This is a genomic window from Streptomyces sp. TAA486 (assembly GCF_000426165.1).
Map to the genome: position 1 here is coordinate 346,091 of NZ_AUEV01000003.1, position 17,290 is coordinate 363,380.

General features: G+C 70.8%; 13 protein-coding genes and 1 tRNA gene. 4 read left to right on the forward strand and 10 right to left on the reverse strand.

The window, feature by feature from the left end; translation table 11 throughout:
- Nucleotides 1–178: 178 nt before the first annotated feature.
- Nucleotides 179–2,056 (reverse strand): translation elongation factor 4, encoded by a 1,878-nt coding sequence (gene lepA / locus I004_RS0108270; protein ID WP_028435084.1) that lies wholly within the window; start codon nucleotides 2,054–2,056, stop codon nucleotides 179–181.
- A 329-nt stretch (nucleotides 2,057–2,385) separates the two neighbouring features.
- Here lepA and rpsT point away from each other — a divergent pair, with 329 nt between their 5' ends.
- Nucleotides 2,386–2,652 (forward strand): 30S ribosomal protein S20, encoded by a 267-nt coding sequence (rpsT, locus tag I004_RS0108275; protein WP_028435085.1) that lies wholly within the window; start codon nucleotides 2,386–2,388, stop codon nucleotides 2,650–2,652.
- 374 nt (nucleotides 2,653–3,026) lie between these two features.
- Here rpsT and I004_RS0108280 read toward each other — a convergent pair whose 3' ends face one another.
- From I004_RS0108280 to holA, 3 genes are all read right to left on the reverse strand, one after another.
- Nucleotides 3,027–3,758: a response regulator transcription factor gene (locus I004_RS0108280; protein WP_486579873.1), complete on the reverse strand. Its 732-nt coding sequence runs from the start codon at nucleotides 3,756–3,758 to the stop codon at nucleotides 3,027–3,029.
- Nucleotides 3,759–3,790: 32 nt separating this feature from the next.
- Nucleotides 3,791–4,972, reverse strand: coding sequence for a histidine kinase (locus I004_RS0108285; protein ID WP_028435087.1), 1,182 nt, complete (start codon nucleotides 4,970–4,972; stop codon nucleotides 3,791–3,793).
- Between the two features lie 384 nt (nucleotides 4,973–5,356).
- Complete coding sequence (gene holA / locus I004_RS0108290; protein WP_028435088.1) at nucleotides 5,357–6,346, reverse strand: DNA polymerase III subunit delta; 990 nt, start codon at nucleotides 6,344–6,346, stop codon at nucleotides 5,357–5,359.
- Between the two features lie 55 nt (nucleotides 6,347–6,401).
- On the opposite strand from holA, the gene I004_RS0108295 reads away from it, so the two are divergent.
- From I004_RS0108295 to I004_RS32940, 3 genes are all read left to right on the forward strand, one after another.
- The gene (locus tag I004_RS0108295; RefSeq protein ID WP_028435089.1) at nucleotides 6,402–6,650 is read left to right on the forward strand and encodes a hypothetical protein; all 249 of its coding nucleotides are present in this window, start codon (nucleotides 6,402–6,404) and stop codon (nucleotides 6,648–6,650) included.
- A gap of 114 nt (nucleotides 6,651–6,764) precedes the next feature.
- Nucleotides 6,765–7,388, forward strand: coding sequence for a cupin domain-containing protein (locus I004_RS0108300; RefSeq protein WP_028435090.1), 624 nt, complete (start codon nucleotides 6,765–6,767; stop codon nucleotides 7,386–7,388).
- Nucleotides 7,385–7,534 carry a DUF6126 family protein gene (locus I004_RS32940; protein ID WP_051344843.1) on the forward strand — a complete coding sequence of 50 codons (150 nt, stop codon included), beginning with the start codon at nucleotides 7,385–7,387 and terminating at the stop codon, nucleotides 7,532–7,534. The genes I004_RS0108300 and I004_RS32940 overlap by 4 nt, the downstream gene beginning before the upstream one ends.
- A gap of 168 nt (nucleotides 7,535–7,702) precedes the next feature.
- Here I004_RS32940 and I004_RS32945 read toward each other — a convergent pair whose 3' ends face one another.
- The 6 genes from I004_RS32945 to I004_RS0108335 form a co-directional block, all read right to left on the reverse strand.
- Nucleotides 7,703–10,408 carry a ComEC/Rec2 family competence protein gene (locus I004_RS32945; protein ID WP_078510937.1) on the reverse strand — a complete coding sequence of 902 codons (2,706 nt, stop codon included), beginning with the start codon at nucleotides 10,406–10,408 and terminating at the stop codon, nucleotides 7,703–7,705.
- Nucleotides 10,405–11,322 carry a ComEA family DNA-binding protein gene (locus I004_RS38055; RefSeq protein ID WP_486579856.1) on the reverse strand — a complete coding sequence of 306 codons (918 nt, stop codon included), beginning with the start codon at nucleotides 11,320–11,322 and terminating at the stop codon, nucleotides 10,405–10,407. The genes I004_RS32945 and I004_RS38055 overlap by 4 nt, the downstream gene beginning before the upstream one ends.
- Before the next feature lie 478 nt (nucleotides 11,323–11,800).
- The gene (locus tag I004_RS0108320; RefSeq protein ID WP_028435092.1) at nucleotides 11,801–12,658 is read right to left on the reverse strand and encodes a DegV family protein; all 858 of its coding nucleotides are present in this window, start codon (nucleotides 12,656–12,658) and stop codon (nucleotides 11,801–11,803) included.
- Between the two features lie 21 nt (nucleotides 12,659–12,679).
- Nucleotides 12,680–13,324, reverse strand: a complete 645-nt coding sequence (locus I004_RS32950; protein WP_199779351.1) for a hypothetical protein — start codon at nucleotides 13,322–13,324, stop codon at nucleotides 12,680–12,682.
- 202 nt (nucleotides 13,325–13,526) lie between these two features.
- Nucleotides 13,527–16,397: a leucine--tRNA ligase gene (leuS, locus tag I004_RS0108330; RefSeq protein WP_028435093.1), complete on the reverse strand. Its 2,871-nt coding sequence runs from the start codon at nucleotides 16,395–16,397 to the stop codon at nucleotides 13,527–13,529.
- Nucleotides 16,398–17,118: 721 nt separating this feature from the next.
- Nucleotides 17,119–17,191: transfer RNA gene (locus tag I004_RS0108335), tRNA-Ala, on the reverse strand.
- Nucleotides 17,192–17,290 lie beyond the last annotated feature (99 nt).

The window sequence follows — 17,290 nt, forward strand, 5'->3', positions numbered from 1 at the left end:
GCGGCCAGCCTAGAGGCCGTCGCTCCCCAACGTAAGGGGGTCGTGGCTCGCAATGCGTCGATCACCTCGCGATCGTCACAGGCTCCCCAGGAAACACAGAGAGACGGGCCGCCAACGGCCCGTCTCACCCTGTTTCTGCGTCTTTTCGGGGCCGCTCAAGTAGCCCTTTCGTTATTTTTCATTTCTTCGCTTTGGCGCCGTCGCCGCCGCCGCCCGCGCCGTCCGTGGAGAGCGCGGCGATGAATGCCTCCTGCGGCACCTCGACGCGGCCCACGACCTTCATCCGCTTCTTGCCTTCCTTCTGCTTCTCCAGGAGCTTCCGCTTGCGGGAGATGTCGCCGCCGTAGCACTTCGCAAGCACGTCCTTGCGGATCGCGCGGACGGTCTCGCGTGCGATGACGCGGGCGCCGATGGCGGCCTGGATGGGCACCTCGAACTGCTGGCGGGGGATGAGCTCACGCAGCTTGTTCGCCATGCGCGAGCCGTAGGAGTACGCCTTGTCCTTGTGGACGATCGCCGAGAACGCGTCGACCTGGTCGCCCTGCAGCAAGATGTCGACCTTGACCAGGTCGGCCGACTGCTCACCGGTCGGCTCGTAGTCGAGCGAGGCGTAGCCGCGGGTGCGGGACTTCAGCGCGTCGAAGAAGTCGAAGATGATCTCCGCGAGCGGGAGGGTGTAGCGCAGCTCCACACGGTCCTCGGAGAGGTAGTCCATGCCCTGCAGGTTGCCGCGGCGCGACTGGCACAACTCCATGATCGCGCCGACGAATTCGCTGGGGGCGATCAGCGTCCCGCGCACCATCGGCTCGTGCACCTTGTCGATCTTGCCGGTCGGGAACTCGCTGGGGTTGGTGACCGTGTGCTCGGTGCCGTCCTCCATCTCCACGCGGTAGATGACGTTGGGAGCGGTGGCGATGAGGTCCAGGCCGAACTCGCGCTCCAGGCGGGCCCGGACCACCTCCAGGTGCAGCAGCCCCAGGAAGCCGACGCGGAAGCCGAAACCGAGCGCCACTGAGGTCTCGGGTTCGTACGTCAGCGCCGCGTCGTTGAGCTGGAGCTTGTCCAGGGCGTCGCGCAGCTCCGGGTAGTCGGAGCCGTCCAGCGGATACAGGCCGGAGAAGACCATGGGCTTCGGGTCCTTGTACCCGGGCAGCGCCTGCTCGGCTCCCTTTGTGAAGCTGGTCACGGTGTCGCCGACCTTGGACTGGCGCACGTCCTTCACACCGGTGATCAGGTAGCCGACCTCGCCGACGGCCAGACCGTCGGAGGCCGTCATCTCCGGTGAGTTGGTGCCGATCTCCAGCAGCTCGTGGGTGGCGCCGGTCGACATCATGCGGATGCGCTCGCGCTTGCCCATCCGCCCGTCGACGACCTTGATGTACGTGACGACACCGCGGTACGCGTCGTAGACCGAGTCGAAGATCATCGCGCGAGCGGGCGCGTCCGGGACGCCGACGGGCTGCGGCACCTGCCGGACCACCTCGTCCAGCAGCTCCTCCACGCCCTCACCGGTCTTCGCGGAGACCTTCAGCACATCCCCGACCTCGCAGCCGATGAGGTGGGCGAGCTCCGCGGCGAACTTCTCGGGCTGGGCCGCCGGCAGGTCGATCTTGTTGAGGACCGGGATGATCGTGAGGTCGTGCTCCATCGCCAGATACAGGTTGGCGAGCGTCTGCGCCTCGATCCCCTGAGCCGCGTCGACCAGCAGGATGCACCCCTCGCACGCGGCGAGCGACCGGGAGACCTCGTAGGTGAAGTCGACGTGGCCCGGGGTGTCGATCATGTTCAGGATGTGCGGGGTGTCCTTGGCCTCCGTGGGTGCCCAGGGCATGCGCACGGCCTGCGACTTGATCGTGATGCCGCGCTCACGCTCGATGTCCATGCGGTCGAGGTACTGGGCGCGCATCTGCCGGTCCTCGACGATGCCGGTCAGTTGGAGCATGCGGTCGGCGAGCGTCGACTTGCCGTGGTCGATGTGCGCGATGATGCAGAAGTTACGGATCAGCGCCGGGTCGGTGCGGCTCGGCTCCGGCACGTTCGAAGGGGTCGCGGGCACGCAAGGTCCTGTCGGGTCTGTCGGGGGTCGGCGGGAAGGGCCTCAGCGAGGCTCTCCGGGAAGCTCTCGTACGAATTCGCAGCCTCCATGGTCCCATGCGCGCGCGGTACGGGCCGGATTGGGAGGCCACGGAGGCTGCTGGTAGCCTGACCGACTGTGCCTCGTGCGCTCTGCAGCAGGCCGGACTGATCACTTCATCACGCCGATCACTCCGGTCCTGGCTCCCGCGAATCGTTCCGATCGCGGCGACGGCTCGAAGCCGGCGCCCGCAGCAGAAGCTCACGGTGGTACGGAAGGCACCATCACCGAACCCGTAAAGGCTCTTTTTCGTGGCGAACATCAAGTCCCAGATCAAGCGGATCAAGACCAACGAGAAGGCGCGTCAGCGCAACAAGGCGGTCAAGTCGGAGATCAAGACGGCGATCCGCCGCACTCACGAGGCCGTCACCGCCGGCGACCAGGCGAAGGCCACCGAGGCCCAGCGTGCCGCCGGCCGGAAGCTCGACAAGGCCGTCAGCAAGGGCGTGCTGCACAAGAACAACGCGGCGAACAAGAAGTCCGCTCTCGCCAAGCGCGTGTCCGGCCTCAAGGGCTGACAGCACCCTCTCCGCCGGTGCGGGTCCCACGGGCCCTCTCATTCCGTTCCGTACCGGCCTTCACAGCGTGCAACAGGCTTCGTGGCCGTTCTCGTACGTCCACGGACCTCACGGTGTGATCCCCGCGCCGCACGCGGCCTGCGTTCGCCACGCGGGTGCGGCACGGGAGATCGCTTCGCGATCGCTCACAGAACCGACGAAGGCCCCGCAACGCTTTCCCCAGCGTCTGCGGGGCCTTCGCGGTGTCTGCGGTGTCCGCGGTGTACCGGGCGGGGGCGTCGTACGCGCCGGGGCAGGAGGACGGGCCGGGGCAGGAGACCTCCAGAGCACGAGGCCCTGGGAGCCGGTGGAGAAGGAGGCCGGTGGGCCGCGAGTCAGCCGGGGCAGAGGTTGTTCTCCCAGGCCCAGGCGGCGATCTCGACGCGGTTGCGGGCCGCGAGCTTGCGCTGCGCGTTGGCCAGGTGGGTCTTGACGGTGGAGAGACTGACGTAGAGCTCGCAGGCCAGTTCTTCGTTCGTGCGGCCGCGGGCGACGAGCCGGACCACATCCAGCTCGCGAGGCGTCAGCGGCTCGGTGGGCATCTTCCCCCGGGACGCCCGTTCCGCCTTCCTCTCCCGCTTCTCCCTCCTCGGGGTCTCGGCCCCTCCCCCTTCGGGACCGCCGGCGCCGCCGGCCGCCATGCGGGAGAGCAGCCGGACCGTGACCGACGGCGCGATCATGGCGTCCCCCGACGCCGCCGCCCGCACGGCCTCCGTCAGCAGCGCGGGCGACCCGTCCTTGAGAAGGAAGCCGCAGGCTCCGTTGCGCAGGGCGCGGTAGACGTACTCGTCGAGGTCGAAGGTCGTGGCGATCAGGACGTTGAGCGGGTCGGCGACGCCGGGGCCCGCGAGCAGGCGCGTGGCCTCCAGGCCGTCGAGCCCGGGCATGCGGATGTCCAGGAGACACACATCGGGGCGCAGCCGCTCCGCCTCCTCGACGGCCGTGACGCCGTCAGCTGCTTCGGCCACGACCTCCATGTCCGGCTGGGAGCTCAGGATCATGCGGAAGGCTGACCGGACCATCTCCTGGTCGTCGGCGATGAGCAGCCGGATCGTCATTCCGCTCATGGTGTCAGAAGGCCGGTCGGCGGCGGCCGTGTTCAGGTCGCCGCCGGCAGCGGCAGGCACGCCTCGACGCTCCAGCCCGCGTCCTCCATGGGCCCGGCGGTGAAACTGCCCCCGACTCCTTCGACCCGCTCGGCGAGCCCCTTCAGGCCGAACCCGCCGCCGACGACGGACGGTTCGCCGGACGCGCCACCGTCGTCCGTCACGCTCAGCTCGAACATGTGCGGGGAGTCCGGTTGCGGACGGGCGGCCACGACCACGGACGTGGCCCCGGGGGCATACCTGCGGGCGTTGGTCAGCGCCTCCCGTACGACCCCGTGAGCGACGCCCACCAGCCAGGGCGGCAGACGCCGTCCGGCGAGACACGCGTCCACGTCTACTGTCACCGGCGGTGGACCGGTCGAGGAGAACGTCTCCGCGGCACGCCCCAGCGCCTGCGACAGTTCTTCCTCGGGAGGCGCCTGCGGCGGGGTGGTGCTGCGCAGTACGGAGACCATGCCGCGCATCGAACTCAGCGACTGCGAGGCCGCGTTCTCGATTCCCTCCAGCATCTCGTCGAGCTCCGCGGGATCCTGCTCGCGGCCCTGCTTGGCGGTGAACCGGGCGGCCCTCGTCTGCGTCACGATCGCCGTCACGTGATGGGCGACGAAGTCGTGCAGGTCCCGTGCGTATTCGAGCCGTTGGGCCTCGCGGATGCTCTCCCGCTCCCGCGCCCGCAGCCGGTCCCGCAACCGGAGGCACAGCCCGGCCGGAATCGCGGTGAGAACGCAGAAGATTAGGGCGGTCTCCAGCAGATTCAGATGCTCGGCGTTGACCTCCGACAGCCGCAGCGGCACCAGCCCGACGGCGATACCGGCCGCGGCCACGACGGCCTCCGCCTTCACCGGTCTCAAGTGCCGGACCGCACGGGCGACAAGGGCGAGCAGGGCACACACCTCCAGCAACCCCGGTGTGTGCTCAGGGCGTTGAGACAGATTCGCCGAGACGACGGAGAGCGCCGCCGACGCTGTGACGGCGAGCGCAGCACAGCGGGGCAGCAGTTCCAGGGGCACGGCGAGCGCGGCCCAGCAGAGCGCACCCGTCACGACGGTGGCCGCAGCCGTCGGCAGGAACTCCGTGTCCCACCCTTCGAGGGCGAGGAAACCGAGCAGCACCCCGGTGGTGGTCACGAGGACGACCTGCCGGTGGAGGGGGAGGGAGCTGAACGCGCTGAGCATGACGGAACGGTACGGGAGCCGCACCCCCCTGCACCTCGGCAATTCGGCCGAGATGCACGGGGATGCGCTGCCGTCCGTATCGGCTCAACGGCTGATGTGGAGGGCTCGGGCTGCCCCGCAGCCTACGGTGCGCGTGCGCTGCCGTTCCCGGCCGTGCTGGTCGCCGTTTTGTCCGCCGGGCCCTGGCCGCGGATCCCGGGGCCCGGTCCGGGTCCGGATCCGTGATTCACCGTCAATAGAAGGCAGTTCGTGAGGACGAGGTCCTTCGCGAGAGAGGGCCGGGAGTCCACCGGCCTACAGGGACGGGCAGTGAGGGCGTGCGCCGAGCACGCTCGTCACCCGGGCCCCGGGAGCGGCGCGCCACCGGACCGAGCGTCCGGCGGGTCAACGGGAGCGGGCGGCCTGCGCGACGGCGATCACGGCCTGCTCCAGCGCGTACTCCGGGTCGTCCCCGCCGCCCTTGACCGCCTCGTCTGCCGCCGCCACCGCACGCAACGCCGTGGAGACTCCGTCCGCCGACCACCCACGCATCTGCTGACGGACCCTGTCGACCTTCCAGGGCGGCATGCCCAGTTCGCGCGCCAGGTCGCCGACACGCATGCCGCGAGGCGCGGAGGCCAGCTTGCCGATGCCGCGTACGCCTTGCGCCAGCGCGCTGGTGATCAGCACGGGGGCGACGCCGGTCGCCATCGCCCAGCGCAACGTCTCCAGTGCTTCTGCCGCACGGCCCTCCACGGCGCGATCGGCGACGGTGAAGCCGGAGGCCTCGGCCCGCCCGGTGTAGTAGCGGGCGACGACGGCCTCGTCGATGGTGCCCTCGACGTCCGCAACCAACTGGTTGCAGGCGGAGGACAGTTCACGCAGATCGCTGCCCACGGCGTCGATGAGCGCCTGGGCCGTCTCTGGTGCCGCCGATCTGCCGAGCCGGCGGAATTCGCCCCGTACGAACGCGAGCCTGTCGGCCGGCTTGGTCAGCTTGGCGCACGCCACCTCGCGCGCACCGGCCTTGCGCGCCGCATCGAGCAGCCCCTTGCCCTTGGCTCCTCCCGCGTGCAGCAGGACGAGTGTGATCTCCTCGGCCGGGGCGGCGAGATAGGCCTTCACGTCCTTGACGGACTCCGCCGAGAGATCCTGCGAGTCGTACACGGCGACGACCTTGCGCTCCGCGAAGAGGGACGGGCTGGTCAGCTCGGCCAGTGTGCCCGGCTGGAGGTCCGCGGAGGCGAGCTCGCGCACATCGGTGTCCGCGTCGGCGGCACGTGCCGCGGCGACCACCTCGCGCACCGCCCGCTCCAGCAGGAGCTCCTCCTGTCCCACCGCGACGGTGACAGGGGTCAGCGGGTCGTCCGTCGTCTTCTTCTGCGTGCCGGCCATCGCGGAACAGCATCCCACGGCGCACTGACACTCCTGGCCGGAGCAGAATGCCGGTGTGACGGACGTACGACACATCCTGGTGCTGCCCGACCGCGACGCCGCCGAAGAGGTCGCTGAGGAGCTGATCCAGCGCTTCGAGGGGCCGCACGAGGAGCCGCAGCTGGTGCGGGAGGCGCTGGCGGGTGAGGACGACGCCGAGGACGCCCAGTGGCTGGTGGTCCTCGAGGCCGCGCATGGACGGTACGACCCGAAGCTGCTGGACGCGCTCGCTGACGAGTACGACGGCTGGCTGGAGTGGGACTGAGAGCAGCGCCGGGCCGATGCCGCCGAGGCTGCCGGGAGGCGCGAGGAAGCCAGGGCCTTTGCCTCTGAGGCAAAAGATTTGCCTCAGAGGCATCCCGTAGGGCTCCATGGACATATGCACTCCACAGACGGAGGCCCCGCGAGCGGCGTGCCCTCCGTGGCACCCAACCTCCGGCAGCGGCGCCGCGCAGCCGGACTGACTCTCGAGGCAGGGGCCTCGCGTGCCGGTCTCTCCGTCGCACACCTGTCCCGGCTGGAGACGGGCCAACGGCAGCCGTCGCTTCCCGTGCTGCTCACATTGTCCCGCTGCTACGGCACGACGGTCTCCGACCTCCTCGGCGAGACGCCGCCCGGGCACTCGCCCGTGGTGCGTGGCGACGAGGGCCAGGCGCCCCGTGCCGGCGGGTGGCTCTACCGGGCGGCGGGAAACCCGGGGCGCGCGATGCAGGCTCTGCGCGTGACGGTGCCTGTGGCCGCGCAGGACAGCCTGGTCCGGGTGCACCCCGGAGAGGAATGGCTCCACGTCCTCACCGGGCGGCTGGCGCTCGGCCTGGGCAGCGCCGACTACGTGCTCGACCCCGGTGACTCTGCGCACTTCGACTCGCTCGTCCCCCACCGCATCTCGGCCGCCGGGGATGACGCAGTCGAAATGCTCTTCGTCCACACGCTGCTGCGCAGTCCCGCCTCCGAGATGTGCATCGGCGGCGGACGCCCACACGATGAAGGTGACCGACCATGAGCCAGGGCCACTTCGACGATCGCAGGCGGGCAAATGAGCGGATCCCGCGGGGGCTCGCCGTTCGTCTCTTCATCTACCTCGTGGCGGGCCACCTCTTCGCCGGATTCCTCTGGCTCCTGTTCGAGGTGGGCGCGAGCAGGCGGTGATCCGCACGTTTGGCTACTCGCCCGTCGAAGGTCCGGGCAGGACCGAGCGGGCCCACGGGCGATGGCTCCCCGGGCGCAGGGAAGAACCGCGGCCCCCGCGCACCGCCCCCTCACGTCACTCCCGCTTCCGCCCGAGAGGGCAATGCCCGGTCCCGTCGGGCTCGCAGATCAGCCAGGACGGACGGGAGGCGGGCGTCCTGCGGGCGGTTCATCTCCCGCCGCGTGCTCCGCGACGACGGCCGGGGCACCATTGCCACCCCGGGAATGACCCCGTATCCGCGGGCCCGTCACCGCCAGCGCGCCGCTGCGGTCCGTGCGGCGGACCAGGGCGCCCGCCGCTTGGAGCGCGGCGACGGTCCGCGGCGCGGGGTGACCGTACGGGTTGTCCGCACCGCAGCTGATCAGGGCGATGCGTGGACGGAGCCGCGCCAGCAGCCGCGCGTCCTGGTAGGCGGAGCCGTGGTGTGCGACTTTCAGGACGTCCACGGACGGCAGGGCCGGGTAGGCCGCCAACAGGCCGCTCTGCGCGCCCGGTTCGAGGTCTCCGGGCAGCAGCAGGGACATCCCGCCCGTGCGGAAGAGCAGCGTGATGCTGGCGTCGTTGGCCTCCTCGGGCCGGAGCATGGCCGGTGCGGACCCCGGCCGACCTGGCCACAGTGCCTGCCAGGACAGTTTCCCCACGTGCCGTCGCTCGCCCGCCGTCGAGCCGATGACGCGGACTCCGGCACGGGCGGCAGTGCGGCGCACGAACTCCGCCTGCCCGGGCGGCTCTTCGAGCGACGTGATCTGGATCGCCCCGATGCTCCGGCCCTTCAGAACACCCGGCAGACCCGCCACGTGGTCCGCGTGGAAGTGGCTCAGAACGAGCAGCGGGACAGACGTGACACCGAGAGTGCGCAGGCACCGGTCGACGGCCTCCGGGTCCGGGCCAGCATCGACGACCACCGCCTGGTGCGCCACTCCGGTCGCAAGAGCCAGCGCGTCGCCCTGTCCGACGTCGCATGCCACGAGCCGCCACCCGGAAGGTGGCCAGCCGGTGAAGGGCCGTACGAGCGGCACCGGACGCACCACTGCCAGCAGCAGGAGCACCACGCACGCCGCGCACAGCCACGGATGTCTCAGCAGTGCCGACAGCCCTGCTCTCCTGCCCAGAATCAGCACGGCGGCGGTGAGTGCCGCGAGCAGCAGCGCACCCGTCCAGCTGCCGGGCCAGACGATCTCCGCGCCCGGCAGGGCGGCGCCCGTGCGTGCCAGCTCGGCGATGCCCTCGGCGGGCCAACCCCCGAGCCACGCAAGCGACTTGGCGACCGGCATCGCGAACGGCGCCGCAGCCAGGGCAGCGAAGCCCAGCACGGTCGCAGGAGCGACAGCGAACTCCGCGAGGAGGTTGCACGGTACGGCGACGAGGCTGACATGCGACGCCAGCACCACCACCACAGGCGCGCACACGACCTGTGCGGCAGCGGCCGCCGCGAGAGCCTCCGCGAGCCGTCCATTCATCCCCCGGCGCCGCAGGGCCGAGCTCCAGCGAGGCGCCAGCGTGAGCAGCGCGCCGGTGGCCAGCACGGACAGCAGGAAGCCGAAGTCCAGCGCAAGCCGAGGGTCGTGGAGCACGAGCAGCAACACCACAGCGGCCAGCGCGGGCAGCAGGGAGCGCCGCCTCCCGGTGACGAGGGCGACCAGCGTGATCAGGCCGCAGCCGGCAGCCCGTATGACGCTCGGCTCGGGGCGGCAGATGACGACGAAGGCGAGCGTGACCAGTGCGCCGAGGACGGCCGTGGCGCGCAGTGAGATGCCCAGCCGTGGGGCGAGGCCCCCACGCTCGGCGAGATGAGCGGTTCCCGGCGGCCCGATGAGCACTGCCAACATCACGGTCAAGTTCGCACCGCTGACCGCGAGCAAGTGCACCATGTCCGTGACGCGGAAGGCCTCTTCGAGGTCCGGCCGCAGCCGCGAGGTGTCGCCCACGACCAGGCCTGGCAGCAGACCGCGCGCGTCCCCGCTCAGTCCGTCCGCCGCTTGCCGCAGCCCCGCACGCAGGCTGCCGGCGATGCGGTGAAGTTCCGTGGGGCCGTTGACCACGTGTGGCGGCCCGTCGGCCGTCAGGCGGACCACAGCGGCGGCGTCCTGTCCGTGACCCGTGCGCAGGGGCATCGCGAGCCGTGCCTCGGCCCTCAGGCCTGTCGAGGGCAGCAGGCGTTGCCACCGTGCGGGCGGTGGCCCGTCCCGCTGCTGGACGATGACGAGCACCGGCGTACGCACGGAGCGGTCGACGGGCCCGGATGATGTGCCGCGGACCGATGCCGGAGAGCCCCGGGTCGTGACATGGGTGGCCTCGGCACGGAACAGCAGGGCTCCCGGGGTCTGCTGAGCCCCACGCACCCGTGGCCGGATCAGCCGCGGGTCTTCCTTCACGGTCAAGTCCACGATTGCCGTGGCGTGTTGCTCCGCGAGACGCGGCAGCGGCCCCCGGCGCAGGTCCGCCGAGTGGAGAGCCGCTACCCCGCCCCCGGCCGCCGCGCACAGCAGAGCCGCGGCGGCCGTGAACAAAACGGGAGAGCGACTGCCCGGCCCCTCTCGCAGGCCGGTGCGGAACCGCGACAGGGGCTGGGAAGGCGACCCGGCAGCTCCGCCCGGCCGCCATGGCCCGCGTCCCGCCCGTAAGAGCAACAGGGCCGCTCCCAGAACGCATGCCGCCACCCCCACGGCGGCCACGGCACCGGAGACGCCCCACGTCAGCGCCGCGCCGGCCCATGCGGCCAGCGCGAGCGGAACGAGCCGCAGGTCAGCGGTGGCATCCCGCCCCGGAACGGTCCCGCTCCGTGCGGAGCCCGCCGCGAGGGTGCCGGTCACGGGCACGACGCCGCCGGTCATGGGCTCACCTTCGGCCGGATGTCGGCGAAGCGGCGGTCGCCGATGCCGTTGACCTCCTTGAGCTGATCCAGGGAGGTGAAGCCGCCGTGCTCCTCCCGGTACTCCACGATGTGCTGCGCGAGGACAGGGCCGACACCGGGGAGCGTCTCCAACTGCTCCGTGGTCGCGGAACTGAGGCTCACAAGCCCTCGCGACTGTGCGCCACCCGCTGCCGGTCCGCCACTCTGGTCCGCGCCCGTGCCGGCACCCCCTGCACCTGGCCGCGCACCGCTTCCCGGGGACGCTCCCCCAGCGACGATCTGCTCCCCGTCGACCACGCGCCGGGCACGGTTGAGGCCGCTGACATCCGTGCCGGGGCGGACGCCACCGGCCGCCTCCAGGGCGTCGGCGACCCGGGCGCCGTTCGGCAACTTGTAGATACCGGGCCTGCGTACCGTGCCGGAAACGTCCACCACGAGCCGCCCGCCGGGCAGTTGACCGGAGACATTCGAAGCACCCGCCGCAGGGCTCCGCTCTTCCGCCGCCGAGCCCGCAGGGGCCCGCTCCGCCGCGGGTGCCCGCACGGCCTCTGGGCGCCCCGTCCAGAAGTGGTGGACGGCGAATCCGACGGCGACGACGAGCACGACGGCGAGCGCGAGCAAAGTCCTCGGCTCGATCCCGCAGCGCAACTGCACCCACAGCGGGAGCCGTTCGCACAGCGCCAACCGGGCTCTCCCCCAGGCGCCGAGCGTCCCGGCCACGTCCCCAGTCGCGGGTGCTGCCGACTCCGGCGCGGGCCGGGCCCCGTCCCCGACTCCCCTGGCCGCAGCGCCGGTCGGAGCAAGTGCGGAGGGACGCATCGCCGCACGCCGCGCGCGGCTGCGCCGTACGGACTCCCGCGCGCTCGCCATGGCGGCGGCACGCGGCAGCACCACCGCGCCCGGTGTGCCACGGCCACGAGGCGCCGGAGGATCGAGGCCCGTGCCGCCGCCGGGATCGCGACTCCCGGAGTCTTCGTCTTCCCCCGCGTCATCGGCGAGCAGCGACGCGGCCCGTTCCCCAGGCCCGTACGGCAGCGCGTCGTCGGCGGTGCTGCCGTACGGCTCCGACGGGGAGCGACGCCGCCCGCGCCCCGCCCGGGAAGCGTGACCTCGAGGCCCACCGGGCCGCCGCGTGGAATCCGACCCCGCGACTGCACCGGGCGGGGAGCCGGGCCGGCTCCGGGACCGGCGACGCGGCCGCGCGCCAGTGTCTGTGGGGACAGCGTCCCTGCGCTGATGACGACCGGCGCGGTGGCGGGAGACGAGACGAGATCGAGTGCTCATGCCGACAGACGCTAGAGACGATCAGCGACCCAATGTGATCTTGCTCAATTCCCGGGGACAACCCATCAGTTGTGGATAACGGCGTCACTCACTTCAGTGAAACGACCGTTCCCAGCAGCCCCGGCCCGGTGTGTGCCCCGATCACGGCGCCCACCTCGCTCACATGCATCTCCCCCAGCCCCGGCACTCGTTCGCGCAGATGCTCGGCCAACTGATCGGCACGTTCCTGTGCCGCGAGATGGTGCACGGCGATGTCGACGTTGGCGTCGCCCGCCCGCTCCACCACGATCTCCTCCAGCCGGGCGATCGCCTTCGACGCAGTCCGCACCTTCTCCAGCATCGTGATCCGGCCGTCCGCCAGCTCCAGGATCGGCTTGACGGCCAGCGCCGAGCCGAGGAGCTTCTGCGCGGCGCCGATGCGGCCGCCGCGGCGCAGATACTCGAGGGTGTCGACGTAGAAGTAGGCAGACATCCCCTCGGCCCGCTTCTCCGCTGCAGCCACGGCCTCGTCGAGGGATCCGCCACCCTCGGCGGTGCGGGCCGCCTCGAGCGCGCAGAAGCCCAGAGCCATGGCCACCAGGCCGCTGTCCACCACCCGCACCGGCACGGGTGCCTCGCGGGCGGCGACGACGGCCGCGTCATAGGTTCCGGAGATCTCGCTGGACAGGTGCAGCGAGACGATGCCCTCCGCACCCCCTTCCGCCACGGCCCGGTACCGCTCCGCGAAGACCGCGGGGCTGGGCCTGGACGTGGTCACCGGACGCCTCCCACGCAGCGCCTCGGCCAGGGAACGCGCCGAGATCTCGTTGCCCTCCTCCAGGGCCCTGTCCCCGAGCACCACGGTCAGCGGCACCACGTCGATCCTGTGCTGCGACAGAGCCGACGCCGGGAGGTAGGCCGTGGAATCGGTGACGATCGCGACCTGGCGTGAGGTGGTGCGGGACATGGAGGGAGGCTACCCGCCGTCTCAGGAGGCGCTCTGCGGACGGCCCTTCTCGATCCCGGGAGGCACGTCCCTCCGCTGCCGCTCCGCGGCCCCCTCGACCTCACGGGCGGCTGGCGCGCTCTCACTGTGCCAGTGGCGCAGGGCGCCGGATTCGATCTCGATCTGCTCACGCAGCGCGCCCAGCGATTCGGCGTCGTAGCGGCTGGTGCGGTCCTGGGCCGCGAAGCGCAGCGAGTCGGCGGACTCCTTGATCCGTGCGACGCGTTCACGAACCTCCGGCATGAGCGCAGCGGTACGTGCCTTGTCCGGCTCGCGTTCCATCAGGAGCTGCATCTCTCCGTCGAGCTGCCGCGCGTGCTCGTGCAAGCGGTCGAGAAGACCGAGCGCTTCCTGAAGGGACGGGTCCCGCGAGATGTCCGACTCCAGAGCCCTGCGCGTACCGTCGATGGACGTACGCAGCTCCAGCCGTCGGCGGGCCAGCTCACCGACCGGGCCGGGCTGTGCGCTCCTCGCGCGCAGCGTCGTCTCCTCGACCGTGCGTCGCACCTGCGTGCCCGTCCGCTCGACGCCGCGCTGCACCGCCCGCGTCACCCGCACCGCAGCGATGACGCCGAAGGTCACGAAGAGCACGAAGAGCAGCGCCAGAACGCCGATGACGAATTCCACGAGCGAGCTCCTTCATCCGTCCACCACGGGCCGTCACTCTCCAGCCTAAACGGACCTGCCGGGCCAGGCGTTCCACGAAGCCCGGACTCTCCCCTCACCGTCCCGTGGGGGACGGCGTACGGGGTGGCCGCACGAGGCAGTGATGCAGCACGACCGCGGGGCCCGGAACGCCTGAGCGCCCGGACCCCGGCGTGCGATGCGCTCAGCCCGGTACGACGTTCACCAGCTTCGGCGCCCGCACGATCACCTTCCGGATGGCCGCGCCGCCCAGCGCACCGACGATCGCCGGCTCGGCCAGCGCCTGCGCCTCCAGATCGGCCTCCGAGATCGACGGGGAGACCTCCAGCCGCGCCTTGACCTTGCCCTTCACCTGCACCACGCAGGTCACGGTCTCGTCGACCAGATACGCGGGGTCGGCGACGGGGAAGTCCTCGTACACGACGCTCTCTTCGTGGCCCAGCCTCCGCCACAGCTCCTCGGCGATGTGCGGTGCCAGCGGGGCGATCAGCAGCAGCATCCGCTCCGCCACCGAGCGCGGCACCTCGCGCACCTTGGTGACGTGGTTGTTCAGCTCGGTGATCTTCGCGATGGCCGTGTTGAAGCGCAGCGCCGCCATGTCCTGCGTGACGCCGTCGATCGCCTTGTGCAGGGCACGCAGAGTGTCCTCGTCCGGCTCCGCGTCGACGACCGTGACCTCACCGGTCGTCTCGTCGACCACGTTGCGCCACAGGCGCTGCAGCAGCCGGTACTGGCCGACGACCGCACGCGTGTCCCAGGGCCGCGAGACGTCCAGCGGGCCCATCGCCATCTCGTACAGGCGCAGCGTGTCCGCACCGTACTCGGCGCAGATCTCATCCGGTGTGACGGCGTTCTTCAGGGACTTGCCCATCTTCCCCAGCAGCCGGCTGACCCGCTCGCCGTTGTGGAAGTACTCGCCGTCGGCCTCTTCCACCTCGGCGGCCGGTACGGCGATGCCGCGGCTGTCGCGGTAGACGTAGGCCTGGATCATGCCCTGGTTGTACAGCTTGTGGAACGGCTCCGCGGAGGAGACGTGCCCCAGGTCGTACAGCACCTTCGACCAGAAACGCGCGTACAGCAGGTGCAGCACGGCGTGTTCGGCGCCGCCGACGTACAGGTCGACACCGCCGTGCGGGATGCCCTCGCGGGGGCCCATCCAGTAGCGCTCGACCCCGGGGTCGACCAGCTGCTCACGGTTGTGCGGGTCCAGGTAGCGCAGCTCGTACCAGCACGAACCGGCCCAGTTGGGCATCGTGTTGGTCTCGCGGCGGAAGCGTCGCGGGCCCTTGCCGTCGCCGAGGTCCAGGGTGACGTTCACCCACTCCTCGTTGCGCGACAGAGGCGTCTCGGGAACGGTGTCGGCGTCGTCGGGCTCGAAGGTCCGCGGCGAGTAGTCGTCGACCTCAGGCAGTTGCAGCGGCAGCATCGACTCGGGCAGCGCGTGCGCGACGCCTTCCTCGTCGTAGATGATCGGGAAGGGCTCGCCCCAGTACCGCTGGCGGCTGAACAGCCAGTCACGCAGACGGAAGTTGACAGTGCCGGCGCCGATTCCGCGGCTCTCCAGCCACTCGGTGATCCGGGCCTTGGCCTCGGTCACGCCCAGCCCGTCCAGCGAGACGTCACCGGTCGAATTGACGATCCTCGCGTCGTACGAGACGAAGGCTTCGTCCCACCGGTCGGTGTCCGTGCCGCGGTCGTCGGAGGGCTCCACCACGCACCGCATGGGCAGTTCGAAGGCACGCGCGAAGGCGAAGTCGCGGTGGTCGTGCGCCGGGACGGCCATGATGGCGCCGGTGCCGTAACCCATCAGCACGTAGTCGGCGATGAAGACGGGGATCCGTTCGCCGTTGACAGGGTTCGTGGCGTAGGCGCCGGTGAACACCCCTGTCTTGTCCTTGGCCTCCGCCTGCCGCTCGACGTCCGACTTCGAGGCGGCCTGCGCGCGGTAGGCGGCGACGGCGGCTGCGGGGTCGGCGTGGCCGCCCGTCCATACATCGTGGGTTCCTTCGGGCCACTCCACGGGCACGACGCTGTCGACCATGGGATGTTCGGGAGCCAGCACCATGTAGGTCGCGCCGAACAGGGTGTCCTGCCGGGTGGTGAAGATCTCGATCGTGCTGTCGCCCAGCGGGAATTCGACGCGGGCGCCTTCGCTCCGTCCGATCCAGTTGCGCTGCTGCAGCTTGATCGCCTCGGGCCAGTCCAAGCCGTCCAGGTCGGTCAGCAGCCGGTCCGCGTAGGCGGTGATGCGCATGTTCCACTGGCGCAGCTCCGCCTTGAAGACGGGATAGTTGCCGCGCTCGGAGCGGCCCTCGGCCGTGACTTCCTCGTTGGCCAGCACGGTGCCCAGCCCGGGGCACCAGTTGACGGGGGCGTCCGAGGCGTACGCCAGGCGGTACTCGCCCAGGACCTCGGCCCTCTGCACATCGTTCAGTTCGTCCCAGCGGTCGAAGCCCTCCGGCGTCTCACGCTGCCCCGATGCGAACTGGTCGATCAGCGTGCCGATCGGACGTGCCTTGTCCGCCTCGGGGTCGTACCAGGAGTTGAAGATCTGCAGGAAGATCCACTGCGTCCACTTGTAGTACTCCGGGTCGATCGTCGCGAAGCCGCGGCGCTGGTCGTGCCCCAGGCCCAGGCGGCGCAGCTGCGCCTTCATCTGAACGATGTTGGCCTCGGTCGACGCCCGCGGGTGCGTGCCGGTCTGCACCGCGTACTGCTCGGCGGGCAGGCCGAAGGCGTCGAAGCCCAGGGTGTGCAGGACGTTGTGCCCCGTCATCCGCTGGTGGCGGGCGAAGACGTCGGTGGCGATGTATCCCAGCGGGTGACCCACGTGCAGGCCCGCACCCGAGGGATACGGAAACATGTCCATGATGAACTTCTTGGGCTTGGCCACCGCCGCCGGATCGCCGGACAGGTCGCCGTCGCCGGGGTTGGGTGTCTCGTAGGTGCCCTGCTTCTCCCAGAAGTCCTGCCAGCGCGCCTCGATGTCGGCGGCCAGTGCCGCCGTGTAGCGATGGGGAGCCGCGTTCTCCGCGGCGTTCGTGGTCTCGCTCATCGTCCTCAAAGCTCCATCGGTCGTCTCTGCCGAGCGCAAATGAAAAAACCCCTCGCACAGGAGGGGACGCCGCGCCGATTCCGGTCCTTCCGATCTTCGGATCCGGGGACCGGGACTGATCAGCGCGGCCAGCTAAGCAGAAGGCGTGCGGCACGCATGCGGTCAGGGTACCGCAAGGGCCGTGCCCCGTCGTACGGGATTCCCCCGGCCTCCGGCCCACCGGTGAGCTGCTTCACGCCCCTCCGCCGCCCGCGCCCACGAAGTCCGTGCCCGCACCACCGAGTTGCCCCACCGGAGCCCGAACCCGGCCAGTGCGCCATCCAGAGAGCGCAGCCCCGCCAGGAAGAGCAACGGTCAACCCCAGCCACACCGGGGTGCAGCCCCCGCAACAGACAGCCAGGATCAAACCTCGGCCACGACGGGGCGAGAGGGCGAAACCCCAGCCACGACGGGGCGCAGGGGCGCAGCCCCGCAAAGAGCCAGGATCAAACCCCAGCCACGACGGGGTGCAGGGGGCGCAGCCCCCGCAAAGAGCCAGGATCAAGCCCCAGCCACGACGGGGCGCAGGGGGCGCAGCCCCCGCAAAAGGGGGTCGCAGGGGGCGCAGCCCCCGCCGGGGGTGCGGGTGGCGGAGCCCCCGCCCCGCGAGGCGAAGCCTCGCAAAATCAAAGAGGGCGACCCCGTCCGCGCTCTCCGCGGACACAGATCACCCTCGCACTCGTGGAGCTAAGGAGAATCGAACTCCTGACCTCTTGCATGCCATGCAAGCGCTCTACCAACTGAGCTATAGCCCCGATACTGGTCCGCCGGGGTTCGCCCCTCGGCGGCGTCGCCAACCTTACACGGCCTCTGCCACGTTCCGCCAAATCCGTTTCCCGCCGCCTCTCGCGGTC

Excerpts from the sequence above, each read along its gene's own strand:
- I004_RS0108280 (WP_486579873.1), bottom strand. The coding sequence starts at position 3,758 with ATGAGCGGAATGACGATCCGGCTGCTCATCGCCGACGACCAGGAGATG.
- holA (WP_028435088.1), bottom strand. The coding sequence starts at position 6,346 with ATGGCCGGCACGCAGAAGAAGACGACGGACGACCCGCTGACCCCTGTC.
- I004_RS0108285 (WP_028435087.1), bottom strand. The coding sequence starts at position 4,972 with ATGCTCAGCGCGTTCAGCTCCCTCCCCCTCCACCGGCAGGTCGTCCTC.
- I004_RS32940 (WP_051344843.1), top strand. The coding sequence starts at position 7,385 with ATGAGCCAGGGCCACTTCGACGATCGCAGGCGGGCAAATGAGCGGATC.
- I004_RS0108320 (WP_028435092.1), bottom strand. The coding sequence starts at position 12,658 with ATGTCCCGCACCACCTCACGCCAGGTCGCGATCGTCACCGATTCCACG.
- I004_RS32945 (WP_078510937.1), bottom strand. The coding sequence starts at position 10,408 with ATGACCGGCGGCGTCGTGCCCGTGACCGGCACCCTCGCGGCGGGCTCC.
- leuS (WP_028435093.1), bottom strand. The coding sequence starts at position 16,397 with ATGAGCGAGACCACGAACGCCGCGGAGAACGCGGCTCCCCATCGCTAC.
- I004_RS0108300 (WP_028435090.1), top strand. The coding sequence starts at position 6,765 with ATGCACTCCACAGACGGAGGCCCCGCGAGCGGCGTGCCCTCCGTGGCA.